Raw genomic sequence first — 25,462 nt, forward strand, 5'->3', positions numbered from 1 at the left:
TCAGATCCTGCTGGTCGCGGCGCCGGTCAGGCGCGCAGCAGTTCGTTGAGGCTGGTCTTCGAGCGCGTTTGCGCGTCGACGCGCTTGACGATCACCGCGCAGTACAGGCTGTAGGCGCCGCCGTCGCGCGGCAGCGAGCCGCTGATGACGACCGAGCCGGCGGGGATGCGGCCATAGGTGGTTTCGCCGGTCGCGCGGTCGTAGATCGGGGTGCTCTGGCCGATGTAGACGCCCATCGAGATCACCGAGTTCTCTTCGACGATCACGCCTTCGACGATCTCGGAGCGGGCGCCGATGAAGCAGTTGTCCTCGATGATGGTCGGGTTGGCCTGCAGCGGCTCCAGCACGCCGCCGATGCCGACGCCGCCCGAGAGGTGCACGTTCTTGCCGATCTGGGCGCACGAGCCAACGGTGGCCCAGGTGTCGACCATCGTGCCTTCGTCGACGTAGGCGCCGATGTTGACATAGGAGGGCATCAGCACCACGTTCTTGGCCAGATAGCTGCCGTGGCGGGCCACCGCGGGCGGCACCACGCGCACGCCGGTGGCGCGCATCTCGTCTTCGCTCAGTTTCGAAAACTTGGTCGGCACCTTGTCGAAGAAGCCCAGCTCGCCCGAACGCATCAGCACGTTGTCGTTGAGGCGGAAGCTCAGCAGCACCGCCTTTTTCAGCCACTGATGGGTGGTCCAGCTGCCATCGATTTTCTCGGCCACGCGGCGCTTGCCAGTGTTGAGGTCGGCGATCACCTGCTCGACGGCCTGACGCACGTCGGCGGGCGCGGCGGCGGCGGACAGGCTCGCGCGGTCGTCCCACGCCTGGTTGATGAGGGCTTCGAGTTGTTGCGTCATGGAAAAGACAGACTGAGGAAGAAGGATCAGGAGAGGGATGACACGTAGGCGACGATCCGTTCGGCCGCTTCGACACATTCGTCGACCTCGGCCACCAGCGCCATCCGCACACGTCCGGCGCCCGGGTTGACGCCGTGGGCCTCGCGGGCGAGGAAGCTGCCGGGCAGGACCGTCACATTGTATTGAGCCAGCAGGCCACGCGCGAACTCGCAGTCGGCCGCCGGGCCGCGGCCGGGCACCTTGGCCCACAGGTAAAAACCGGCGTCGGGCAACTGCACGTCCAGCACCTCGGCGAGCATAGGCGTGACCCGCGCGAACTTGCTACGGTATTTCTCACGGTTCTCGATCACGTGTTGTTCGTCGTTCCACGCCGCGATGCTGGCCTGTTGCACCACCGGGCTCATCGCGCTGCCGTGGTAGGTGCGGTAGAGCAAGAACTGCTTGATCAAGGCCGCGTCGCCGGCCACGAAACCCGAGCGCATGCCGGGCACGTTGGAGCGCTTGGACAGGCTGGTGAAGGCGATCAAACGGCGGAAGTCGGGCCGGCCCAGCCGCACCGCGGCCTCCAGCCCGCCGAGCGGCGGCTCGTCACGGAAGTAGATCTCGGAGTAACACTCGTCGGAGGCGATCACGAAGCCGTAGCGGTCGCTCAGCTCGAACAGCCGCTGCCATTCGGCCAGCGGCATCACCGCGCCGGTCGGGTTGCCGGGCGAGCAGACGTAGAGCAGCTGCGTCGCGGCCCAGGTGGCTTCGGGGATGCTCGCCAGGTCGGGGGCGAAATTGCGCGCCGGGTCGCTGTTGGCGTAGACGATGCGGGCGCCGGCCAGCAGCGCCGCACCTTCGTAGATCTGATAGAACGGGTTGGGGCTGACCACCACCGGGCCGCCCTGGTCGCGGTGTTGCGTGGGGTCGATCACGGTCTGGGCCAGTGCGAACAAGGCTTCGCGCGAGCCGTTCACCGGCAGCACCTGCGTCGCGGCGTCCACCGCAATGCCGTAACGCCGGTTCAGCCAGCCGCTCATGGCCTCGCGCAGCTTCAGGTCGCCGGCCGTGGCCGGGTAGCTGGCCAGGCCCGAGAGGGCGCCGCGCAGGGCGTCCTGGATCAGGGCCGGGGTCGGGTGCTTGGGCTCGCCGATGCCCAGGCTGATGGGGCGCAGCGCTGGGTTGGGGGTGATGTCGCGGGTGAGGTCGCGCAGCCGCTCGAAGGGGTAGGGCTGCAGGCGGGAGAGCAGGGGATTCATCCTGGCGATTATCCGCGCTGCCGGCCGCGGCCGATCAGCGCAGCAGGCCCGATTCGGCGGCGTGCTGCGGCAGTTGCACGGGTTCTACCGGCTTCCAGCCCTTTTGCCGGTGCTCGGCGACCACGTTGGTGTAGATACCCCCGCGCACGTACCACTTGGCGACGATGCGCGCATAGCGCGGCTGCACCGCCTTGACGATGTCGGTCAGGATGTCGTTGGTCACCTTCTCGTGGAAGGCGCCTTCGTTGCGGAAGCTCCACATGTACATCTTCAAGCTCTTCAATTCGATACAGAGCTGGTCGGCGATGTAGTCGATCGTGAAATGGGCGAAGTCGGGCTGGCCGGTCAGCGGACAGTGGCAGGTGAACTCGGGGATCTGGAACTGGATCACGTAGTCCCGCTCGGGCGCCGGGTTGTCGAACACGTGCAGCTCTTTCGACGGCGCTGACGGCGGGTTGGCCGGCATCGGGCGTTGCTTGGGGGCGGCCGCTGGCTTGGCGGCGGCCTTGTTCACGTTCTTGGCCATGTCTGGGTGGTCTTTCGGGCAAGGGGCGGATGGTATCATCCCGCCTCGGTTGTTCCTCGGCCAAAGAGCAGATTCACGAGGAAAATCAAACACTTAAGAACGCGCTGAGCGAGCGGGGCCGGGGTTGCGCCGGGCACCGCACGGCGCGTCCACCCCATGCGTCTGAATTCGATCAAGCTGTCCGGCTTCAAGTCTTTCGCCGAGCCGACCCATTTCCAGCTGCCCGGCCAGCTGGTCGGCGTGGTCGGCCCGAACGGGTGCGGCAAGTCCAACATCATGGACGCGGTGCGGTGGGTGCTGGGGGAGTCCAAGGCCTCCGAGCTGCGCGGCGAGTCGATGCAGGACGTGATCTTCAACGGCTCGGGCAACCGCAAGCCGTCGAGCCGCGCCAGCGTCGAGCTGGTGTTCAGCAACGAAGACGCGCGCGCCGGCGGCCAGTGGAACCAGTTCGCCGAGATCGCCGTCAAGCGCGTGCTGACGCGCGACGGCACTTCCAGCTACTTCATCAACAACCAGCCGGTGCGCCGGCGCGACGTGCAGGACGTGTTCCTCGGCACCGGCCTGGGGCCGCGCGCCTACGCCATCATCGGCCAGGGCACCATCAGCCGCATCATCGAGTCCAAGCCCGAGGAACTGCGCATGTTCCTCGAAGAGGCGGCCGGCGTCTCGAAGTACAAGGAGCGCCGCCGCGAGACCGAGAACCGGCTCAAGGACACGCGCGAGAACCTGACCCGCGTCGAAGACATCCTGCGCGAGCTGAACGCCAACCTCGACAAGCTGGAGCGCCAGGCCGAAGTGGCGTCGCGCTACCGCCACCTGCAAGAGCAGGGCACGCTGAAGCTGCACCAGCTGTGGTTCTTGAAACACCGCGACGCCGCCACCGAGGAAGAGCGGGTGCGCAAGGACGTGCTGGAAGCCACCAACGCGCTCGAATCGCGCATGGCCGAGCTGCGGCATGTCGAGGCCGAGCTGGAGACGGTGCGCCAGGCGCACTACACCGCGAGCGACGAGCTGCACGTGGCCCAGGGCGCCTTGGCCGAGGCCAGCCTCGAGGTGAGCCGGCTGGAAGAGCGCATCCGCTACGTGGTCGAAGGCCGCCAGCGGGTCGAGCAGCGTTTGGTCGAACTGCGGGCCCAGAGCGAGCAGTGGGCCGATCGGCGTGCGGGTGCCGAACAGGAACTGGAAACCATCGCCGAGCAGATCGCGGCGGCCGAAGAACAGTCCGAGATCCTGGCCGCGCAGGCCGAGGAGCAGGCGGCCAACCTGCCCGGCTACGACGACGCGGTGCGGGCCGCCAGCCAAAAGGCCAATGAACAGCGCAATGTCGCGGCCGGCGTGCAGCAGCAGATCCAACTGCTGGCCGCCGAGTCGCGCAACGTCGAGGAGCAGACGCGCCAGTTCTCGCTGCGGCGCGAACGCCTGAGCACCGAGGTCAAGGCGCTGGCCGCGCCAGACGAAGCCCGGCTGGTCGAGCTGACCCGGCAGAACGAGCAGGCCGCCGAGGCGCAGGCCATCGCCGAGGAGCGTCTGCACGAGCTGACCGAGCAGGTGCCGCAGCTCGACGAGGAACGCCGCGCCAAGCAGGAGCAGGTCAACGCCGAGTCGGCCAAGCAGGCCGATCTGGCGGCCCGGCTGGACGCGTTGCGTGCGCTGCAGGAAAAGGTGCAGACCGAGGGCAAGCTCAAGCCCTGGCTCGCCAAACACGGTCTGGAAGGCCTGCAGGGCCTGTGGACCCGGGTGCACATCGAAACCGGCTGGGAAACCGCGCTCGAATCGGCGCTGCGCGAGCGCCTGAACGCGCTGGAAGTGGGCCGGGTCGAGACGGTGCGCGCCTTCGCGGCCGACGCGCCACCGGCCAAGCTGGCCTTCTACACGCTGCCGCCGGCCGGCATCGCCAACACCCACCAGACGCTGCCGCGCTTGTCCGAACTGCTGCGGCTGAACGACGCCGGCCTGAAGGCCTTGCTGAACGACTGGCTGGAGGGGGTCTACACCGCCAGCTCGCTGGACGAGGCCCTGGCCGAGCGCGGCAAGCTGACGCACGGCGAGGTCATCATGACGCGCGAGGGCCACGCGGTCTCGCAGTTCGCGGTGGCCTTCTATGCCCCCGATTCAGAGCAGGCCGGCATGCTGGCGCGGGCGCAGGAGATCGAAAACCTGGAGCGCCAGGTGCGCGCCCAGGCGCTGATCGCCGAAGACTCGCGCACCGCGCTGGTGCGCGCGGAGGCCGCCTACACCGACGCGTCGCAGCGGCTGGTGAGCGCCCGCCGCGAGGCCGCCGAGTTGCAGAGCCGCCATCACCAGTTGCAGGTGGAAGTGCTGCGTTTGAGCCAGCAGGCCGAGCAGGCCAGCGCGCGGCGCGGGCAGATCCAGGGCGAGCTGGCCGAGATCGACGCGCAGCTGGAAGAGCTGAACGAACGCCGCGCCACCGGCGAGGCCCGCTTCGAAGAGCTGGACATGGCGCTGGCCAACGAACAGGAGCGTCACGCCGAGCTGGAAGAGGCCGTGATCGAGGCCGAACGCCGGCTGTCGCAGGCGCGCGAGCAACTGCGCTCGCTCGAGCGTGAGGCGCAGGAAGCGCAGTTCTCGGCGCGCGCGCTGGCGGCCCGGCGCGGCGAGCTGCAGCGCTCGATCGAAACCGCGGCGCAGCAGATCCAGGCCAATGAGCAGACTGCGGCGCAGCTGCAGTCCGAGCTCGACAGCTTCAACGACCAGGCCGCCCAGGCCGGTTTGCAGGAGGCCCTCGCGCTCAAGCTCGACCGCGAATCGGCGCTGGCGGCCAAGCGCAGCGAATACGACGATTTGTCGCTCAAGCTGCGGCGGGCCGAAGAGCAGCGGCTGGAGTTCGAGCGCAGCCTGCAGCCGCTGCGCGACCGCATCACCAAGCTGCAGCTGGAGCAGCAGGCGGCGTCGCTGGGCGGCGCGCAGTTCCTCGAGCAGCTGACGGCGGCCGAAGTCGACCTCGAAGCCATCGCCAAGAGTGTCGAGGAGGGCAGCGTCAAGCTCTACGGCCTGCAAGGCGAGATCGACCGCATCAACCGCGAGATCACCGCCTTGGGCGCGGTGAACCTGGCCGCGCTCGACGAATTGACCGCCGCCCGCGAGCGCAAGACCTTCCTCGACGCCCAGTCGGCCGACCTCAACGAGGCCATCACGACGCTGGAAGACGCGATCCACAAGATCGACCTGGAAACGCGCGACCTGCTGAAGAAGACCTTCGATTTCGTCAACGAACACTTCGGCAAGATGTTCCCCAGCCTGTTCGGCGGCGGCACCGCCAAGCTGGTGATGACGGGCGACGAGATCCTCGACTCGGGCGTGCAGGTGATGGCCCAGCCGCCGGGCAAGAAGAACAGCACCATCCATTTGCTGTCGGGCGGCGAGAAGGCGCTGACGGCCATCGCGCTGGTGTTCGCGATGTTCCAGCTCAACCCGGCGCCGTTCTGCTTGCTCGACGAAGTGGACGCGCCGCTGGACGACGCCAACACCGAGCGCTATGCCAACCTGGTGCGCAGCATGTCCAAGGGCACGCAGTTCTTGTTCATCTCGCACAACAAGATCGCGATGGAAATGGCCGAGCAACTGATCGGCGTGACGATGCAGGAGCAGGGCGTTTCGCGTATCGTCGCGGTCGACATGGAAGCCGCGCTCGGCATGGCGGAGGCCGCCTGAGCCGCGGCGCGCGGCAGCCGGTGCCGGGAGGGCGCTGTCGCGCCGTCCGGGTTCACCCCCGACACGCTATAGACGAAGGACAACAGGCCCGATGAGCAGCTTGCAGGTTGCGTTGGCCGTGCTGGGCGGCCTGGTGCTCGCCGGCGTGGTCGCCCACGGCGCGTGGCAGTCGCGCAAGGCGGGCTTTCGCCAGCCGCTGATGCGCACGCCCAAGGAGCCGCCGCCGGCGATCGAGCCCACGTTCGGCCCGATGGAGCCGATCGAGCCGGCCGCCGCACCCGAGCCCGGCGACGACGAAATGCCGTCGATGCCGCCGCTGATCCCGCCGGTGGCGGTGCGGCGCCAGCACGGCGTGCGGCTCGACCCGCTGATCGACGCAATGGCCACGCTGAGCCTGGACAACCGCGTCAGCGGCGACAACGTGCTGGCCCATCTGCCGCCCACGCGGCGCGCCGGCAGCAAACCGTTTTTCATCGAGGGCCTGAACGAGGCCACCGGTGAATGGGAAGCGCCGCAGCCGGGCCACACCTACCGCGAGTTCCAGGCCGGTGTGCAGCTGGCCAACCGCACCGGCGCGCTCAACGAGATCGAATATTCCGAGTTCGTCCAGAAGGTGCAGGGGTTTGCCGACGCGCTGGGCGGGGCGGTCGATTTCCCTGACATGCTCGACGAGGTGGCGCGGGCGCGCGAGCTCGACCAGTTCGCGGGGCAGCACGATGCCCAGCTGGCCTGCCATCTGCACGCCCGTGGTGCGGCGTGGGCCGTGTCTTATATCCAGCAGCACGCGGCGCGGCACGGCTTTGTGCCGGGTGTGGTGCCCGGGCGGCTGGTGCTGCCGGCCCGCGAAGAGGGCGGCCCTCCGGTGCTCAGCCTGCAGTTCGACTCGCAGGCGGCGTTTGCTGACGATCCCAACCTGGTGGCGGTGCGCGACGTCACCTTGTCGTTCGACGTGCCGCAGACCGCGGCGGCCGAAGCGCCCTTCCGTGCCTGGCAGGCGAGCGCGCAGGCCTTGGCGGCCGACATGGAAGCGGTGGTGGTCGACGACAACGGGCACCCGCTGAGCGACCCGGGTTTCGAGGCCATCGGCCGCGAGCTGGAGCACTTGTACCGCACGCTCGAGGAGCGTGGGCTGGCGGCGGGGTCGCCGGCGGCGCGGCGGGTGTTCAGCTAGACACCCCGGCCGCGGGCACCAAGGGCCCGTCCTCAGCCTTCCATGCCTTTGGCGCGTAGTTGCAGCTGCGTCAGCTCGGTGATCATGGCCCGGTAGATCGCCTGCACCGTGGCTTCATGGCCACCGGCCTCGCGCGCCCGCACCGCCACGCGGTCGAGCACCTCACGAACCCGGTCTTCCCCCTTCACTTCGCTGACGGTGTGCTTGAGGCGGCTGGCTTGCAAGGCCAACGCAGTGCGTCGGACCAGCAGGGGGACCAACTGGGCGTCGATGTCGTCGATCTGGGCTCGGACGTGGGCAAGGTCGGGATGGGAGTTCATGGGTGTGCGCGGCTTGGAAGTCGCATGGGGCCGTCCGGCAAGGCGGTCGCGGACGCGTCGACCTGCCATCAGCCTGGCACGGCGCTCGCCCCCGGTCTCGGCGGCGTCGACCGGATCAGGTCGGAAACGGCCGCGGCCGCGCCGCTGAGGGCAAGCGCCCCGAACAGCAGGCCGGTCGCGAAGTTGAAACGGGCGGCGAACCGAGGACCGGAAAACAGGTGGGAGATCTGGGTGCCGAGCCCGGCATAAAGCAGACAGCCGGCCAAGGAGATCAGCGCCAAGGGCGTCAGCGTCGCGCCTGCCGACGCCGCGAGGCCCCGGTGGGGCGTGACGAATTGGGGGAACAGCGACGAGAAGAACAAGATGGCCTTCGGGTTCAGGATCGCGACAGCAAAACCTTGGCGGAACAGGCTGAACCAGGACACCCGCGCTGCGAGGCCGGCGCCACCGGCCGCATCGGCACGCCAGGCGCCGGGCGAGGAGCGCATCAAGACCAGACCGAGGTAGGCCAGGTAGACCGCGCCGAGCAGCTGGAGCCAGGCGAATGCGCCGCTCCACACACTGTGGGCCTGGACGATGAGGAACAGCGCCGCCGCCCCCTGGAGCAGGGACGCGATCATGTTGCCGAGCGCCGAGAACACCGACGAGCGCAGGCCATGCTGCATGCCATGCGACAGCGCCAACATCATGCTGGGGCCCGGGATAAGGGTGGCCAGCAGCACCGTGGTCCAGTAGGCGAGGTGGCTGTCGGACAGGTCCATGCGGTCTCCGTTGTGCGTGCGACGGGAGCGCCGTGAGCCGCGCGGGGCCGGCGCGCGGGCCGCCTGCACGTCGCCGCTCTCGACACGCACGGCAGTTTGCGACAGATCCTGCGTGTCTCCCAGTCCGGATTTCCGGAATGTCGAGCGTCGGGGCCGCACCGCGCCGCTGCCGCCTGACCTCTGCCTGAGCGGCGAGTCTGCTTGCGTCCCCTGGCCTGACAGATCGTTGCAAATATCCCCTGGACAGGTGACTTCGCCTCGACAGGCCGGTCGCACTTTCGCTCTTACACTCCGCCGCGTCTACCACGAGCAGAGACGACAAACGCCGTCGTGGTCCTGCGCGTCCGCGCTCTGCGGCGCGTCACTTCAGGGAGTGTTGCTGTGAACAACCGTGTATTGCGATGGCTGGCCGGCGCCAAGGCGGCCGCGCTGATCCTGGCCCTGGCCGCGTGCGGCGGTGGGGGCGGGGATGATGATGACGATGGCCCGCCGCCGGCCGCGACCGCTTCGATCAGCGGTGTCGCCTTGGCGAGCGCCGATGCCAAACCGGTCGTCGACGCCCGTGCCAGCGCGGCCGGCGTGGAGGTGCGCAGTGGTGCCGACGGGCGCTTCCAGTTCACCGCCTTGCCGGCCGGCCGTCGGCAGGTCGTGAAGGTGGAGGCCGAAGGTTATGCCGATGGCTTCCTCGCGCTCGACCTGACGGCCGGCAAGACCGCCAAAGGCGAAGTGCGGCTCGTGAAGGTGGCGGCCACGGTCCAGATCGACCCCGCGCAAGCCAATACGGTCAGCGTGCCGGGCACCTCGGCGCAGGTGCAACTGCCCGCCGCCGGCCTGCAAGGCCCGGGCGGCGAGCCGCCGCGCGGGCAGGTGAGCGTCGACCTGACGCCCATCGATCCGGGCGCCGACCCGGCCAGCATGCCGGGCGACTACACGACGTCGAACAACGAGCGTATGGAGAGCTTCGGTGCACTGCAGGTGCGGCTGCGCGATGCTGATGGCCGGCGCCTCAACCTGAAGCCGGGGACGACGGCGCAGATCCGCATTCCGCTCGCGTCGCGCTCGGCCGACGCGCCGCCCACCGTTCCGCTGTTTTACTTTGATGAGCAGGCCGGCCGCTGGGTGCAGGAGGGCGAGGCGACGCTCAAGGGCAGCGGGGCCAACCGCTACTACGAAGGCAGCGTCAAGCACTTCACCTATTGGAACGCCGACATCGTCGCCGACACCATCTATGTGCACGGCTGCGTGAAGGACCAGGATGGCCGCCTGGTGGACGGTGCCTGGGTGCAGAGCGAAGGTGTCGACTACTCCGGCAACGGGTTCGCGGAGACCGATGCCCAGGGCCGGTTTTCGGTGCCGATCCGCCGCAACAGCCGCGCCCTGGTCAACGCCCGTGACTTCTTGAGTGAGGCCAGCGCGAGCGTGCTGGTCGGCCCGTCGGGCGTGGACATCACGCTGCCGGAGTGTTTGGTGCTGCCGCTGGACAGCGTGGCGCCGAGCGTGGTGGTGCAGCCCACGACGCCGGCGGCCACGGTGGGCGACCGCGTGTTCCTTTACGCGCTGGCGCAAGGCAGCTGGCCGCTGCAGTACCAGTGGCTGCGCAACGGTGTCGAGATCGCCGGCGCCACCTATCCCTGGCTGGAACTGCCGTCGGTCACGCCGTTCGACCACGGCGCCCGGTTCACGGTGCGTGTGAGCAACCGGGTGGACACCGTGGTCAGTGACCCGGCCGTCCTGACCGTCACCGCCGCCCAGCCGCCCAAGCTGCTGGTGCAACCCTTCGATCAGACCGCCGCGGTGGGCGAGACGGCACGCTTTGCCGTGGTCGCCGAGGGCGGCCAGGGGCTGCGCTACCAGTGGCGGCGCAACGGCACGGCGCTGCCCGGTGCCACCCAGGCGTTCTACCAGACGCCGCCGCTCACCGAGGCGGACAACGGCGCGCTGTACAGCGTCGTCGTGAGCAATGCGCAGGGCGATGTGACCAGCCAGGAGGCGAAGCTCACCATCACTGCCGACAGCCAGGAGCAGAAGGCCAACCTGATCCGTCTGGTCACGCTGGCCTTCGAGGCCTACCAGGCCGCGGCGGCGCCGATGCTGTTCATCGACGAAGAGATGCGCGGCAAAAGCGCCGCGGCTGTCTGCAGCAGCGGTTCGGCGAGCGCGACGCTGTCGGGCGCGAGCCTGCCGGTCGGCCAGCCCTTGCCGCTCAGCGGCGAGCTGGCGGCGAGCTTCCAGGGTTGTGTCAACGCCGGGACGCGCCACAACGGCAGCGCCAAGCTGAGCTACAACATCACCTCGCTCCACCCGCAGACCGGCTCGATGTCGTCCCAGGTGACGGCCTTGCGCCTGCAGGACGTGGACTCCGCTTCGCCGGAGGCGCAGGACATCACCGTGACCGGCACGGTGGGCGCGACGTACACCGGCAGTTCGACGGCCGACGAGTCGACGCAACGCTCCGTCATCACGCTGCATGCCGGCACCACGTTGCTGAGCGCCACCAGCGGCCTGACGGCGAGCTTCCAGCAGAGCACCCTGGTGTCCGAGGTGATCACGCCGAAGGCCGGCGGCAACCCGCGCTGGAGCACCGGCTACCAGAACGTCAGCTTCACCGCGGGCGGCGCGAGCTACACGGCGGACGGAACGCTCGAGTTCGGCGGCACGTCGCTCGCGGTCACCGGGGAGGTGATCGTCAAGCGCAACGGCGCAGTGCTGGGGCGGATGTTCGGCTCGCCCGCCGGCCTGCAGATCGAGGTCGACGGCAAGGTGCAGCCCTTCTGACCCTCGGCGGGTGCCGGCGCGCTTCGGCGGGCCGGCACCCGCCGGCCGCGCTTCTCGTGGCATGCTTGTGTTTTCGCATGCCCTGGCTTGTTTTCACGCATGGCTTCCACTTCTGTCCCCGCCCGCGACGCGGCCCTGCGGCGCGCCGCGGAGCTGCACACGCTGCTGCACCACCACGCCCACCGTTACTACGTGCTGGATGATCCGGAGATCCCGGACGCCGAGTACGACCGGCTGTTCCAGGAGTTGCAGGCCCTCGAAGCGCAATATCCCGAGCTGCAAACGCCCGACTCGCCGACACAACGCGTCGGCGGCGCCTTGCTGGCCGAACTGGCCGCGGTGCGCCACAGCGTGCCGATGCTGTCGATCCAGACCGAGACCGACACCACGGCCGAAGGCGCGGTCGCGTTTGACACCCGCATCCGCAAACGCCTGGGTCTGGGGCCGGACGATCCGCCGGTGCGCTACTCGGCCGAGCTGAAGTTCGACGGACTGGCGATCAGCCTGCGCTACGAGCAGGGCGTGCTGGTGCGGGGTGTCACCCGCGGCAATGGCGAGCAGGGCGAAGACGTGACCGCCAACGTGCGCACGATCGGCCAGGTCCCGCTGCGGCTGCACGGCACGGGCGTGCCGCCGGTGCTGGAAGTTCGCGGCGAGATCTACATGCGCCGCGACGATTTCGAGCGCCTCAACGCGCGCCAGCGCGAGGCCGGCGAGCGCACCTACATCAACCCCCGCAACACGGCGGCCGGCGCGGTGCGGCAGCTGGACCCGAAGATCACGGCGCAGCGCCCGCTGTCGTTCTATGCCTATGGCCTGGGTGAGGTGGCCGGGTGGGACGAGCAGCCCGACACCCACTCCGGCACCCTCGACGCGCTGGCCCGCTTCGGCGTGCCGGTGAGCGCCGAACGGGCGGTGGCCGAAGGGGCGCCGGGCCTGATCGCCTTTCACCAGCGGGTGGCCGACAAGCGCGACAGCCTGCCGTTCGACATCGACGGCGTGGTCTACAAGGTCGACAGCCTGGCCCTGCAGCGCCAGCTCGGGTTTCGCAACCGCGAGCCGGTGTGGGCGGTGGCGCACAAATACCCGGCCCAGGAGCAGACCACGACCGTGCGCGACATCGATGTGCAGGTGGGCCGCACCGGCAAGATGACGCCGGTGGCCAAGCTGGCGCCGGTGTTCGTCGGCGGTGTCACGGTGACCAACGCGACGCTGCACAACCAGGACGAGATCTCGCGCAAGGACGTGCGCATCGGCGACACGGTGGTGGTGCGGCGCGCCGGCGACGTGATCCCCGAGGTGGTGTCGGTCGTGCTCGACGCCCGCCCGCCGGAGGTGGCCGAGGCGGCGCCCTGGGACCTGTATCAGCGCCTGGGCGGCAAGTGCCCGGTGTGCGGCTCCGACATCGTGCGCGAGGAGGGCGAGGTCGACTGGCGCTGCACCGGCGGGCTGTTTTGCGGCGCGCAGCGCAAGCAGGCGCTGCTGCACTTCGCGCAGCGCCGGGCGATGGACATCGAGGGCCTGGGCGAGAAGATCGTCGACCAGCTGGTCGACCAGGAGCTGATCCGCACCTTGCCCGACCTCTACAAGCTCGGCGTCGCCAAGTTGGCGGTGCTGGAGCGCATGGCCGACAAATCGGCCCAAAACCTGGTGGCGGCGCTCGAGAAGTCCAAACAGACGACGCTCGGCCGCTTTTTGTTCGCGCTCGGCATTCGCCATGTGGGCGAGGCGACCGCGAAAGACCTGGCGCGCCACTTCGGCTCGCTCGACCGCATCATGGATGCGAGCGTCGACCAGTTGCTCGAGGTCAACGACGTCGGCCCGGTGGTGGCGCAGAGCATCCACACGTTTTTCGAGCAGCCGCACAACCGCGAGGTGGCCGAGCAGCTGCGTGCCGCCGGCGTGTACTGGGATGAACACGAGGGCAGCGCGAGCCAGGCCCCCAAGCCGCTGACCGGCAAGACGCTGGTGTTGACCGGCACGCTGCCGACACTCAGCCGCGACGAGGCGAAAGACCTGATCGAGGCGGCCGGCGGCAAGGTGGCGGGCTCGGTCTCGAAGAAGACCGACTACGTGGTCGCCGGCGCCGAGGCGGGCAGCAAGCTGGCCAAGGCACAGGAGCTGGGCGTGACGGTGCTGGACGAAGACGGGCTGCGCGCGCTGCTGCAAGGCTGAACCAAACAGCGCCTTGTGCGGCCTCGGGCGGCGCAAGGTTGGAAGCGAGAGGAACACGATGGCGATCCGAGAGATTCTGAAGATGGGCGACCCGCGCCTGCTGCGCGTGGCGCCGCCGGTGACGCAGTTCGACACGCCGGAGCTGCACGCCCTGGTGGCCGACATGTTCGAAACCATGCACGCCGTCAACGGTGCCGGGCTCGCCGCACCGCAGATCGGCGTCGACCTGGCCCTGGTCATCTTCGGCTTCGGCAGCAACCAGCGCTACCCCGACGCGCCCCCGGTGCCCGAGACGGTGCTGCTCAACCCGCGCATCGAGCCGCTCGACGCCGAAGAAGAAGAGGGCTGGGAGGGCTGCTTGTCGGTGCCCGGGTTGCGCGGTGTGGTGCCACGCTACAAGCGCATCCGCTACAGCGGTTTCGACGTGCGCGGCGGCAAGATCGAGCGTGAAGCCGAGGGCTTTCACGCGCGGGTGGTGCAGCATGAATGTGACCACCTGATCGGCAAGCTCTACCCGATGCGCATCCGCGATTTCAGCCGCTTCGGCTACACCTCGGTGCTGTTTCCGGGGTTGGATGCGAGCGGCGACGACTGAGGTCGCGGCTTTGCAGGCACCAAGGCCCTGCACACCCGCTTGCCCGTTCCGCCCGCCGCACTATCTGCCGGCGTTTTTCGCGCAGCAGCCGTACTCCAGTTGTTCGTCCGCGGCTGGGCGCCCGCCGGGCGTCAAGTCGAACAGCGTCCACAAGGGCTCCACGGTGCCGAGATGTCGCATGTCCTGCCCGGGGTCCGCCGGCTCGAAGACAAGCTCGCTGGCCCAATGCAGGCGCATCGTTCCGTCAGGCGACCGCTTGAACACCGTCATGATCGGGACCGGTTCGCCTTGCGCGTCATCGCCGCCATAGTCTTTGCGAAACCGGCTTGCGCCAGCGGACAGCAAACGAACGTTCTTCCAACCCTTGTCGCGTGCGAAGGCTGCCACTTGCTCGATCGGCGCTTTGGCAACGATCGCAAGATTGCCGCCCAGACCTTCGAAGTGCGGCATCGTGCCTTCCCACATGTCGACGAGCGCCGTGCACGACGGGCAAGGCCCCTCGGTGAGCGGCGCGGTCGCCATTGAGCCTTTCGTGGGGCCTGGGCGCGGGTCCTGCGAGTGGCGAGGGAACATGTAGTGATAGATCATCAGCGTGTCCCCGCCGCGAAACAGCTCGGACATCCTCACGTCCTCCGGCGAGCCTGAGGCTCCAAGCCGCTGGAAGACGTAGTCCTCCGGCACCTGGCCCCCATCGGGCAGTGACCGCAGTTGCGCCGCGACCGCCTCCATCTGCCGGCGCAGATCGAGCTCACGGGAGAGCAACTGATGGCGTGCCGCGCGGTATTCCGCCGATTCGTTCGGGAAACAAATGCTCATCGGTTGCTCCTTCGCATCCTGTGGCGTCCGGGCGTTCGCGGCCATGATGCAGTGATTGGTTGATCATCGCAACGTCGGCTCTTGACGGTAGTAGCTAGGCTCCGGGTTCGGCACAGCACAACGGGCAAGCGCGCGATCCCCGCGGTGCCCGCCTTGGGCCGCTGTTTGACGCTGATCAATGTTGCGCTCCTCCAGGTCCCGCACGCGACAGGGCCCGCCCTCGGTGCTGCCCAGAATGGGCTCGAACCTCCACTGCCCCGACAGACGCGCACACGCCCATGGACTTCGCCCTCACCCCCCGCGCGCAAGCACTGCAGCCCCGCCTGCAGCGGTTCATCGACGACCTCGTGCTGCCCTCTTGCAGCGACTGGCACCGCTATGCCGATGCCGGGGTCTACCCGAGCGACGTCATCGAACCGCTCAAGGACCAGGCTCGCGACCTGGGCCTGTGGAACCTGTTCCTGCCCAGCCTGCGTGACGACCAGCCCGGCACGCGTTTGGATCACCTCGATTACGCCCCACTGGCCGAGACCATGGGCCGGGTGCCGTGGTCGGCCGAGGTCTTCAACTGCAATGCGCCCGACAGCGGCAACATCGAATTGCTGCAGCTGTTCGCCACGGCCGAGCAGCGCGAGGCCTGGCTCGACCCCTTGTTGCGCGGCGAGATCCGCTCGTGCTTCGCGATGAGCGAGCCCGACGTCGCGTCGTCTGACGCCACCAACATGCAAACGCGCATCACGCGCGAGGGCGACCACTACGTGATCAACGGCCGCAAGTGGTTCATCACGGGCGCCGCACATCCGAAGTGCCGCCTGGTCGTGCTGATGGGGCGGAACGACGCTGCCGACACGGCAGGCGGTGGCACATCCTCGCATCAACAGCACAGCGTCGTCCTGGTGCCGATGGACACGCCCGGCCTGACCGTTGAGCGCAACATCCCGGTGATGGATCACCAAGCGATCGAAGGCCACTGCGAGTTGGTGTTCCGCGATGTGCGCGTGCCGCTGCAGCAGCGGTTGGGGCAGGAGGGGGCGGGGTTCGCGATGGCGCAGGCGCGGCTCGGCCCGGGCCGGGTGCACCATTGCATGCGCACGATCGGCCAATGCGAGCTGGCATTGGAGCTGATGTGCGAGCGGGCGCTCGAGCGCAAGGCGTTTGGCCAGCGCATCGGCGATTTCGCCAACGTGCAGGACTGGATCGCTCAGAGCCGTGTCGAGATCGACCAGGCGCGCTTGCTGGTGTTGCGCGCCGCATGGCGGATGGATCGTGAAGGGCTGGCCGCGGCACGCACCGATGTTTCTGCCATCAAGCTTGTCGCCGCGCAGCTGCAAACGCGGGTGCTCGACCGGGCCATGCAGGTCTTCGGCGCGATGGGGCTGACGCCCGACACGCCGCTGGCCCGACTGTGGAGCTGGGGGCGCGCGCTGCGTTTCCTCGACGGGCCGGACGAAGTGCACCTGCGCACCATCGCACGCGACGAGCTGTCGAAGGCCAAGGCGCAGCGCGGCCGCAATGCGCTGCATCTGCGGCGTTGGATGCCGGCGCCGCAGGGCGTCTGAGGGCGGCGACCCTGCACGCCCTCGAGCATTGACCCGGCGCACGCGCTCACGACGCCAGCGCGTCCAGCAGGTCCGACTCCATGTCCAGTTGCACGCGCGACTGCCGCAAGGACGGGCCGTCGATCAAGAAGGTGTCCTCGACCCGCTCGCCGAGCGTCGTGACCTTGGCCAGCTGCAGGTTCACGCCGTATTTCGCGAGCACCCGCGCGATCGAATACAGCAGACCCGAACGGTCGCTCGCCGACACGCTCAGCAGCCAGCGCTGGCCGCGCTCGTCGGGTCGCAACATCACCCGCGGCTGCACCGGGAACGACTTGACCCGGCGCGACAAACGCCCGCGCCCGGTGTCGGGCAAGGGGCCTTCGGCCACCAGCGCCAGCCCGAGCTGGTTTTCGACCAGCGAGATCAGATCGCGGTAGTGGTGGTCGAGCTGCGGCGAGATGACCTGGAAGGTGTCGAGCGCGTAGCCGGTCTTGGTGGTGTGGATCTTCGCGTCCAGGATGCTGAAGCCGGCCGAATCGAAGTAGCCGCAAATGCGGGCGAACAGGTCGGGCCGGTCGGGCGCATACACCAGCACCTGCAGGCCTTCGCCGACCGGTGACAAACGGGCCCGCACGACTGGTTTGTCGGTGGCGATATAGCGCCACAACGAGCGGGTGTGCCAGGCGATGTCGCCGGCGTCGTGGCGGGCGAAGTAGCTCAGCTCGAGCGTCTTCCACAGCGCCTCCTGGGTGCCGGGCAGCATCGAATACAGGTTGAGCGTGTGCAGGGCTTCCTGCTTGCGGGCCTCGATCTCGGTGTCCAGATTGGGCTTGGCGCCGCCCAGCGCACGCAAGGTCAGCCGGTACAGGTCTTCGAGCAGCTTGCCTTTCCAGGCGTTCCAGACCTTGGGGCTGGTGCCGCGGATGTCGGCCACGGTCAGCAGGTACAGCGCCGTCAGGTAGCGCTGGTCGCCCAGCTTGTCGGCGAAGGCCTGGATCACGTCCGGGTCGCTCAGGTCTTCCTTCTGCGCGATGCGCGACATCGTCAGGTGGTGCAGCACCAGGAACTCGATCAGGCGCGCGTCTTCCTTGGGGATGCCGTGGTCGCGGCAAAAACGCCGCACTTCCTCGGCGCCGAGATCGGAGTGGTCGCCGCCGCGGCCTTTGGCGACGTCGTGGAACAGGGCCGCCACGTACAGCACATACGGATTCTCGAACTGCGCCGCCAGCTGCGAGCAGAACGGATATTCGTGCGCATGCTCGGGCACGAAAAAGCGCCGCACGTTGCGCAGCACCATCAGGATGTGCTGGTCGACCGTGTAGACGTGGAACAGGTCATGTTGCATGCGCCCGACGATGCGCCGGAACACCCACAGGTAGCGCCCCAGCACGCTGGTCTGGTTCATCAACCGGAACGCGTGCGTCTGGCCCAGCGGTTCCTTCAGGATCTGCAAAAAAGTCTGCCGGTTGACCGGGTCGCGGCGGAACTCGCCGTCCATCAGCTCGCGGGCGTTGTACAGCGCCCGCAGCGTGCGCGCCGACAGCCCCTTGACGCCGGGCGTCTGCTGGTAGATCAAGAAGGTGCGCAGGATGGCGTGGCGGTCTTGCTCGTAGAGGTCGTCGCTCGCCACTTCCAGCATGCCGCCGCGGTCGAAGAACTGCTCGGTGATCGGGCGCATCGGCGCATCCTGCGAGCCGTTGATGCGTTCCTCGATGTTGAGCATCAGGATCTGGTTCAGCTGCGCCACCGCCTTGGCGGCCCAGTAATAGCGGTGCATCAGCGCTTCGGAGGCGCGCCGCGCCTTGGTGCCGTGGTAGCCGAAGCTCTCGGCCACCGAGGTCTGCAGGTCGAACACCAGCCGGTCTTCGCGCCGGCCGGCGATCAGGTGCAGCCGGGCGCGGATCAGCTTCAGCATGCCTTCGTTGCGCTGCAGCTGCTTGACTTCGAACGGCGTCACCAGGCCGCGGGTGGCCAGCTCGGTCCAGGTTTTGCCGAGGCCGGCGGCGCGCGCCACCCACATCACCACCTGCAGGTCGCGCAAACCGCCCGGGCTTTCCTTGCAGTTGGGCTCGAGCGAATAGGGCGTGTCTTCGTACTTCTGGTGGCGCTGGCGCATCTCCAGCGTCTTGGCGCGCAAGAAGGCGCGCGGGTCGAGCTGGCGCTCGTAGGCGCGCCGGAACTGCTGATACACCGGCTTGGCGCCGCACAGGAAGCGCGATTCCAGCAAGGCCGTCTGCACCGTCACGTCGCGCTCGGCCTCTTCCAGGCATTCGGCCACCGTGCGCACGCTGGAGCCGATTTCGACGCCGATGTCCCAGCACGCGGTGATGAAACCTTCGATGCCCGATTTCAGCGCGGCATTGGCGTCGTGGGTCAGCGAGGTGTCGGTCGGCAGCAGCACCAGCACGTCGACGTCCGAATACGGAAACAGCTCGCCGCGGCCGTAGCCGCCGACGGCCAGCAGGGCGGCGCCCTTGGGCAGGTAGGCATGCTCCCACAGGCCTTGCAGCGTCTCGTCGACGTGGCGGCTCAGGCTTTTCAGCAGCCGGCGCGCCGCCGCGGCGCTCGGGCGGGCCTGGCGGAACACCTCCAGGATGTCGGCCTTGCCTTTGCGGAAGCGGCTGCGCAGGTCGGAAACGTTGGCGAGCCCGGGGGCCGGGCCGGCGGGCTCGTGGGGCAGGGCGGCCATGCGGACAGGGCCGCTCAGGCGGCCGGCGCCGCCAAGGCCGCAGTGACGAACTCAGGCAGCGGTGGGTATCCGGCCGACAGCGTCAGCACCTCGAAGCCGGACTCGGTGACCAGCACCGTGTGCTCCCACTGGGCCGACAGCGAACGGTCCTTGGTGACGATGGTCCAGCCGTCGGGCATCTCGCGGATTTCGCGCTTGCCGGCGTTGATCATCGGCTCGATCGTGAACACCATGCCGGGCTTCAACTCGTCGAGCGTGCCGGGCCGGCCGTAGTGCAGCACCTGCGGCTCTTCGTGGAACTTGCGCCCGATGCCGTGGCCGCAGAACTCGCGCACCACCGAGAAGCCGGCGTTCTCGGCAAAGGTCTGGATGGTGTGGCCGATGTCACCCAGGCGGGCGCCCGGCTTGACCTTCAAAATGCCCTTCCACATCGCCTCGAAGGTGATCTGGCACAGGCGTTTGGCCTGGATCGACGCGTCGCCGACGATGAACATCCGGCTGGTGTCGCCATGCCAGCCGTCTTTGATGACGGTGACGTCGATGTTGACGATGTCGCCGCTCTTGAGCGGCCGGTCGTTCGGGATGCCGTGGCAGATCTGGTGGTTGATCGAGGTGCAGATCGACTTCGGGTAGGGCGTGTAGCCGGGCGGCGCGTAGTTCAGCGGCGCCGGCACGGCCCCCTGGACGTCGACGATGTAGTCGTGCGCCAGCTTGTCGAGGTATTCGGTGGTGACGCCCGGCTTGACGTGCGGCGTGAGGTGATCCAGCACTTCAGAGGCCAGGCGCCCGGCCAGGCGCATGCCGTCGATGTCGCTGCCGGATTTGATCGTGATGCTCATGGGGCGGGATTATCTCAGGCGCGGGCGGGGGCTGCAGCCCGGCGCCCGGTAAAATCGCCAGCTCCGTGGGCTTGCCCCACCGCCTCCACCCCCCATCCGAGTTCCAGCGTGACCGCGACAGCCCACCACCTCTTCCATTTCGAGGGCGGCAATGCCCTTTCCGCGTTCCGAGCCCAGGCCTTGTTGCCGCAGTTGCAGGCGGTATCGCCGCGCATCACCGCCGTTTCGGCCCGTTTTGTGCATTGGGTGTGGGCGCCGCAGCCGCTGGCGACGGCCGAACAGGACAAGCTGGCGGCGCTGCTGAACTACGGCGAACCCTATGCCGGCGCCGCCGATGGCGAGCTGATCGTGGTGACGCCGCGCCTGGGCACCGTGTCGCCATGGGCGTCGAAGGCGACCGACATCGCGCACAACTGCGGGCTGGCGATCAAGCGGGTCGAGCGTGTCACCGAGTATCGGTTGACGGTCAAGACCGGCCTGCTCGGCGGCGTCAAACGGCTGGAACGGGCCGAACTGGAGGCCGCCGCGCGCCTGTTGCACGACCGCATGACCGAGAGCGTGCTGTTCGAGCGCGGGGGCGCCGGCCATCTGTTCGACGAGCAGCCGGGCAAGCCGATGCAGCATGTCGACGTGCTGGGCCAGGGCCGGGCGGCGCTGGAAGCCGCCAACCGCGATTTCGGCCTGGCGCTGTCGGGCGACGAGATCGACTACCTGGTGGAGGCCTTCACGGCGCTCAAGCGCAACCCCAGCGACGTCGAGCTGATGATGTTCGCCCAGGCCAACAGCGAACACTGCCGCCACAAGATCTTCAACGCGCGCTTCACGATCGACGGCGTCGAGCAAGAGCGCTCGATGTTCCAGATGATCCGCAACACCCACCAGCTGGCGCCCCAGCACACCGTGGTGGCCTATTCCGACAACGCGGCGGTGATGGAAGGCGGCCCGATCGAGCGCTGGGCGCCGCAGGGTTACCTGAACGCCCCGGCCTACGGCGCGCGGCCTGAAGTGGCGCATGTGCTGATGAAGGTCGAGACGCACAACCATCCGACCGCGATTTCGCCCTTTCCCGGTGCCTCCACCGGGGCCGGCGGCGAGATCCGCGACGAAGGCGCGACCGGCCGCGGCGCCAAGCCCAAGGCCGGTCTGGCGGGCTTTTCGGTGTCCAACCTCCACCTGCCCGGCACCTCGGAGCCCTGGGAGCGCGAGCCCTACGGCAAGCCTGAGCACATCGCCAGCGCCTTGCAGATCATGATCGACGGGCCGCTCGGCGGCGCCGCCTTCAACAATGAGTTCGGCCGGCCCAACCTGGGCGGGTACTTCCGCGTCTACGAGCAGACGGTCGACGGCGTGCGCCGCGGCTACCACAAGCCGATCATGATCGCCGGCGGCATCGGCAGCATCGCCGACGGCCAGACGCACAAGCTGCCGTTCGGCGCCGGCACGCTGCTGATCCAGCTGGGCGGGCCCGGCATGCGCATCGGCATGGGCGGCGGCGCGGCCAGCTCGATGGCGGCCGGCGTCAATGCCGCCGAGCTCGATTTCGACTCGGTGCAGCGCGGCAACCCCGAGATCCAGCGGCGTGCGCAGGAGGTCATCAACCACTGCTGGTCGCTGGGCGAACAAAACCCGGTCCTCGCGATCCACGACGTCGGCGCCGGGGGCATTTCGAACGCCTTCCCCGAGCTGGTCGACGGCGCCGAGAAGGGTGCCACCTTCGACCTGCGCAAGGTGCCGCTGGAAGAAAGCGGCCTCGCGCCCAAGGAAATCTGGTGCAACGAGAGCCAGGAGCGCTACGTCCTGGCGGTGGCGCCCGAGGCCCTGCCGCTGTTCGACGCGATGTGCCGGCGCGAGCGCTGCCCGTACGCCGTGATCGGTGTGGCCAGCGACGACAAGGAACTGGTGCTGGAAGACGGGCCGGGCGGCGAACGTGTGATCGACATGCCGATGGACGTGCTGCTAGGCAAGCCGCCCAAGGTGCACCGCGACGTGCAGCGCATCGAACGCCACGGCGCGCCGCTGGCGCTGGCCGACGTGCCGCTGGCGCAGGTGGCCCTGGACGTGCTGCGCCACCCGACGGTGGCCAGCAAGCGCTTTTTGATCACGATCGGCGACCGCACCGTGGGCGGCCTGAACCATCGCGACCAGATGGTGGGCCCGTGGCAGGTGCCGGTGGCGGACTGCGCCGTGACCCTAGCCGACTACGCCGGCTTCCGCGGCGAGGCGATGAGCATGGGCGAACGCACGCCGCTCGCCAGCCTCGACGCGCCGGCCTCCGGCCGGATGGCCGTGGCGGAGGCCATCACCAACCTGCTGGCGGCGCCGATCGAGCTGCCGCGCGTCAAGCTGTCGTGCAACTGGATGGCCGCCTGCGGCGAGGCCGGCGAAGACGCGGCGCTCTATGAGACGGTGCGGGCGGTGGGCATGGAGCTGTGCCCGGCGCTGGGGATTTCGGTGCCGGTGGGCAAGGATTCGTTGTCGATGCGCACCCGCTGGCGCGACGGCGAGACCGAAAAGCAGGTCACCGCCCCGGTGTCGCTGATCGTCTCGGCCTTCGCGACGCTGGCCGACGTGCGCGGCACCCTGACCCCGCAGTTGCGCACCGATGCCGGCGATACGACGCTGATCCTGGTCGATCTGGGGCAGGGCCGCAACCGCCTGGGCGGCTCGATGCTGGCCCAGGTGCTGGGCCAGCCCGGCGACGCGGTGCCCGACCTGGACGACGCCGCGCTGCTGAAGCAGCTGGTCGAGGCGGTCAACCGCCTGCGCCGTGAAGACAAGCTGCTGGCCTACCACGACCGCTCCGACGGCGGCCTGTGGGCGGCGGTGTGCGAGATGGCGTTCGCCGGGCGCTGCGGCGTTTCGCTCAATGTCGACATGTTGGTCACCGAAGGCGACGGCATCGCCGACAGTCGGGCCGAATACGGCGATTCTAAGAACTGGGCCACCCAGGTGGTCGCACGCCGGCACGAGCTGACGCTGCGCGCGCTGTTCGCCGAGGAAATCGGCGTGGTGCTGCAGGTGCGCGCCGGGCAGCGCGACGAAGTGCTGCAGACGCTGCGCGAGTTCGGCCTGTCGCGCCACAGCCATGTGATCGGCAAGCCCAACGACCGGCGCGTGGTCGAGGTCTGGCGCGACACCAAGGTGCAGTACTCGGCGCCGTTGACCGAGTTGCTGAAGGCCTGGGACGACGTGTCGTGGCGCATCGCGCGGCTGCGCGACAACCCGGTCTGCGCCGACAGCGAGCGCGACGCGGTGCTGCGCGAGGACGACCCGGGCCTGCACCTGTCCCTCACGTTTGACCCGAACGAGAACGTCGCCGCGCCCTTCATCGGCAAGGCGCGGCCCAAGGTGGCGATCCTGCGGGAGCAGGGCGTCAACTCGCATCTCGAGATGGCTTATGCGATGTCGCAGGCCGGCTTCGACGCGCACGACGTGCACATGAGCGATCTGCAAAGCGGCGGCGCCCGGCTGGACCAGTTCCAGGGTGTGGTCGCCTGCGGCGGCTTCAGCTACGGCGACACGCTGGGCGCCGGCGAGGGCTGGGCGCGCTCGATCATGTTCAACCCGCGGCTGGCCGAGCAGTTCGCGGCGTTTTTCGGCCGCAGCGACACCTTCGCGCTGGGCGTGTGCAACGGCTGCCAGATGATGGCGGCGTTGGCGCCCATCATCCCCGGCGCCCAGGCCTGGCCCAAGTTCACCCGCAACAAGAGCGAGCAGTTCGAGGCCCGGCTCAGCCTGGTCGAGGTGCTCGACAGCCCGTCGGTCTTCTTCGCGGGCATGGCCGGCAGCCGCTTGCCGGTGGCCGTCGCGCATGGCGAGGGGTACGCCGATTTCTCGCAGCGCGGCAACCCCGACCAGGTGGTGCGCGCGATGCGGTTTGTCGACAATCACGGCCTGGCGACCGAAAACTACCCGGCGAACCCCAACGGCAGCCCCGGCGGTCTGACCGCGGTGACCACGGCCGACGGGCGCTTCACGGTGCTGATGCCGCACGCCGAGCGGGTGTTCCGCAACGTGCAGATGAGCTGGAGCGGCGGTGACCCGAGCGCGGCCAGCCCGTGGATGCGGATGTTCCGCAACGCGCGCAAGTGGGTGGGGTGACGCGCTCAGTCGCTGCCGCGGCCGGCTGAGTTCAACCGCCTGCGCGCCCCAGGGCGCGCAGCTTGGCCACCCATTCGGCACGGTCGGCGCTGTCCATCGCGTCGACCGAGCCGATCAGCGTTTCGCGCACCGGCGCGAAGCCGACGAAGGCGAGGATGTTGCGCTCCAGCGCCTTGACGCTGTGGGCGCCGAAAAACCAGCGGTAGACACGTGCTGGCATGCCCATCGTGACCACCACCCGGGCCGACCGGCCCGCCAGCAGCTTGGTCGTCAGCGGGTTGCGGCGATCGGCCGGTACCGCGAAGCCGGGCCGGGCCACCTGTTCCAGAAAGCCTTTCAGCAAGGCCGGCATGTCGCCCAGCCACAGCGGGAACACCAACACCACATGCTCGGCCCACAGGATGTCTTGCTGCACCGGCGCCAGCGCTGGGGGCAAACAGGCCTCGTTTTCCCATTCCTGCTGGCTGCGCAACAGTGGAAAGTCGAGGCTGGCCACCGGCACGTGCCGCAACTCGTGGTCGGCCTCGGCGCAGCCTTCGGCGTAGGCCTGCTGCAATGCATGGCAGAAGTGGGCGGCGTGGGGATCGGGGTGACCCTGGATCAGCAGGATGCGCTTCTTGTGCATGACGGCCTCCTCGAGCGGGCGCTGTTGATCTTCCCGGTCGCCGCGCGGGGCGGCTTGACTTAACGCAAGCCGGAGCCGCCGTGGATCGAGCCGTGGCGGCTGCCCGCTGCCGTCACACGCCCTCGGTGGCCGACTCCCGCCCTACAAATGGGCGTCGATCACCGCCCGGATGAGCCGCGACGCCGGCGCTGTCAGCGTCTGCAGCTCGGGCACCCGGTCATTCTCGATGGCCTGCAGCACCCATTCATGGATCGCGCCGACCAGCGCGGTCGCCGTCGCGTCGCCCAGGCCGGGGGAGGGTGCTTCGCCCGTCGAGCCGTTGACCACCGCCACGATGAAGTCGGCCAGCGCCTGGTGCGTGCGCCTGCGGGCGCGCAGGCCGCGGGTGCCGAGCGCGAGGATTTCGATGAACAACGTGCGCAGCAGCAGCGGGTTGCACGCCAGCGCGCCCAAGTAGGCGCCGACCGCCTGTTCGACCTGCACATGCCAGTCGCGCTGAGGATCGACCGTGGCGCGGAGCACCGACAAGGCCTGCTCGCTGGCGGACTCGTACAGCGCCACCAGGCAATCGGGCTTGCTGTCGAAGTGTTCGTAGAAGGTGCGTTTCGAGACCCTCGCTTCGGCCGCGATGTCGGCAATGGTGGTGTCGGCGTAGCCCCTGGCGGCAACACAGGCCGCCATCGCTTCCATCAGGCGCGTCTTGTGTTCGTTGAGCACTGGTTCGATGTCTTTGCTGTTCCCCATCGCTTCGAACTGTAATTCCCCTC

General features: G+C 68.7%; 17 protein-coding genes. 7 read left to right on the forward strand and 10 right to left on the reverse strand.

The annotated features are described in order from the left end of the window. Window positions 1-26 precede the first annotated feature (26 nt). From dapD to queF, 3 genes are read right to left on the reverse strand one after another with little or no spacing between them, the layout of a single operon-like run. A complete protein-coding gene (gene dapD, locus AAW51_RS12845; RefSeq protein WP_047194932.1) occupies window positions 27-848 on the reverse strand; it encodes a 2,3,4,5-tetrahydropyridine-2,6-dicarboxylate N-succinyltransferase in 822 nt (273 codons plus the stop codon). A gap of 26 nt (window positions 849-874) precedes the next feature. Next, window positions 875-2,089 carry a succinyldiaminopimelate transaminase gene (gene dapC / locus AAW51_RS12850; protein WP_047194933.1) on the reverse strand — a complete coding sequence of 405 codons (1,215 nt, stop codon included), beginning with the start codon at window positions 2,087-2,089 and terminating at the stop codon, window positions 875-877. Window positions 2,090-2,123: 34 nt separating this feature from the next. Next, window positions 2,124-2,555: a preQ(1) synthase gene (gene queF, locus AAW51_RS12855; protein ID WP_047197745.1), complete on the reverse strand. Its 432-nt coding sequence runs from the start codon at window positions 2,553-2,555 to the stop codon at window positions 2,124-2,126. 216 nt (window positions 2,556-2,771) lie between these two features. On the opposite strand from queF, the gene smc reads away from it, so the two are divergent. Further along, the gene (gene smc, locus AAW51_RS12860; protein WP_047194934.1) at window positions 2,772-6,287 is read left to right on the forward strand and encodes a chromosome segregation protein SMC; all 3,516 of its coding nucleotides are present in this window, start codon (window positions 2,772-2,774) and stop codon (window positions 6,285-6,287) included. 91 nt (window positions 6,288-6,378) lie between these two features. Next, window positions 6,379-7,458 carry a cell division protein ZipA C-terminal FtsZ-binding domain-containing protein gene (locus AAW51_RS12865; protein ID WP_047194935.1) on the forward strand — a complete coding sequence of 360 codons (1,080 nt, stop codon included), beginning with the start codon at window positions 6,379-6,381 and terminating at the stop codon, window positions 7,456-7,458. Window positions 7,459-7,490: 32 nt separating this feature from the next. On the opposite strand, the gene AAW51_RS12870 is transcribed toward AAW51_RS12865, so the two are convergent. After that, window positions 7,491-7,778 carry a chorismate mutase gene (locus AAW51_RS12870; protein ID WP_047194936.1) on the reverse strand — a complete coding sequence of 96 codons (288 nt, stop codon included), beginning with the start codon at window positions 7,776-7,778 and terminating at the stop codon, window positions 7,491-7,493. 68 nt (window positions 7,779-7,846) lie between these two features. After that, window positions 7,847-8,698, reverse strand: a complete 852-nt coding sequence (locus AAW51_RS28105) for a LysE family translocator (RefSeq protein WP_157359849.1) — start codon at window positions 8,696-8,698, stop codon at window positions 7,847-7,849. A 222-nt stretch (window positions 8,699-8,920) separates the two neighbouring features. On the opposite strand from AAW51_RS28105, the gene AAW51_RS12880 reads away from it, so the two are divergent. From AAW51_RS12880 to def, 3 genes are all read left to right on the forward strand, one after another. Then, window positions 8,921-11,314: a hypothetical protein gene (locus tag AAW51_RS12880; protein ID WP_047194937.1), complete on the forward strand. Its 2,394-nt coding sequence runs from the start codon at window positions 8,921-8,923 to the stop codon at window positions 11,312-11,314. A 99-nt stretch (window positions 11,315-11,413) separates the two neighbouring features. Continuing rightward, complete coding sequence (ligA, locus tag AAW51_RS12885) at window positions 11,414-13,489, forward strand: NAD-dependent DNA ligase LigA (RefSeq protein ID WP_047194938.1); 2,076 nt, start codon at window positions 11,414-11,416, stop codon at window positions 13,487-13,489. A 58-nt stretch (window positions 13,490-13,547) separates the two neighbouring features. Further along, window positions 13,548-14,084, forward strand: a complete 537-nt coding sequence (gene def / locus AAW51_RS12890; RefSeq protein ID WP_047194939.1) for a peptide deformylase — start codon at window positions 13,548-13,550, stop codon at window positions 14,082-14,084. Window positions 14,085-14,144: 60 nt separating this feature from the next. Here def and AAW51_RS12895 read toward each other — a convergent pair whose 3' ends face one another. Further along, window positions 14,145-14,945: a DUF899 family protein gene (locus tag AAW51_RS12895; RefSeq protein WP_238947851.1), complete on the reverse strand. Its 801-nt coding sequence runs from the start codon at window positions 14,943-14,945 to the stop codon at window positions 14,145-14,147. A gap of 233 nt (window positions 14,946-15,178) precedes the next feature. On the opposite strand from AAW51_RS12895, the gene AAW51_RS12900 reads away from it, so the two are divergent. Further along, window positions 15,179-16,459: an acyl-CoA dehydrogenase family protein gene (locus AAW51_RS12900; protein WP_047194941.1), complete on the forward strand. Its 1,281-nt coding sequence runs from the start codon at window positions 15,179-15,181 to the stop codon at window positions 16,457-16,459. Window positions 16,460-16,505: 46 nt separating this feature from the next. Here AAW51_RS12900 and AAW51_RS12905 read toward each other — a convergent pair whose 3' ends face one another. Beyond that, window positions 16,506-19,130 (reverse strand): [protein-PII] uridylyltransferase, encoded by a 2,625-nt coding sequence (locus tag AAW51_RS12905; protein ID WP_047194942.1) that lies wholly within the window; start codon window positions 19,128-19,130, stop codon window positions 16,506-16,508. A 14-nt stretch (window positions 19,131-19,144) separates the two neighbouring features. Then, the gene (map, locus tag AAW51_RS12910) at window positions 19,145-19,969 is read right to left on the reverse strand and encodes a type I methionyl aminopeptidase (protein ID WP_047194943.1); all 825 of its coding nucleotides are present in this window, start codon (window positions 19,967-19,969) and stop codon (window positions 19,145-19,147) included. Window positions 19,970-20,077: 108 nt separating this feature from the next. Between map and purL the strand changes: the two genes are divergently transcribed. Continuing rightward, entirely contained in the window at window positions 20,078-24,070 is a 3,993-nt protein-coding gene (gene purL / locus AAW51_RS12915; RefSeq protein WP_047194944.1) for a phosphoribosylformylglycinamidine synthase, read from the forward strand. A gap of 31 nt (window positions 24,071-24,101) precedes the next feature. Here the strand turns inward: purL and AAW51_RS12920 are convergent, their stop codons facing one another. Both AAW51_RS12920 and AAW51_RS12925 read right to left on the reverse strand, forming a co-directional pair. Then, on the reverse strand, window positions 24,102-24,695 hold the full coding sequence (locus AAW51_RS12920; RefSeq protein WP_047194945.1) for an NAD(P)H-dependent oxidoreductase: 594 nt from the start codon (window positions 24,693-24,695) through the stop codon (window positions 24,102-24,104). A 141-nt stretch (window positions 24,696-24,836) separates the two neighbouring features. Then, complete coding sequence (locus AAW51_RS12925; protein WP_047194946.1) at window positions 24,837-25,439, reverse strand: TetR/AcrR family transcriptional regulator; 603 nt, start codon at window positions 25,437-25,439, stop codon at window positions 24,837-24,839. Window positions 25,440-25,462 lie beyond the last annotated feature (23 nt).

This window comes from Caldimonas brevitalea (assembly GCF_001017435.1).
GTDB classification, from domain to species: Bacteria; Pseudomonadota; Gammaproteobacteria; order Burkholderiales; family Burkholderiaceae_C; genus Caldimonas; species Caldimonas brevitalea.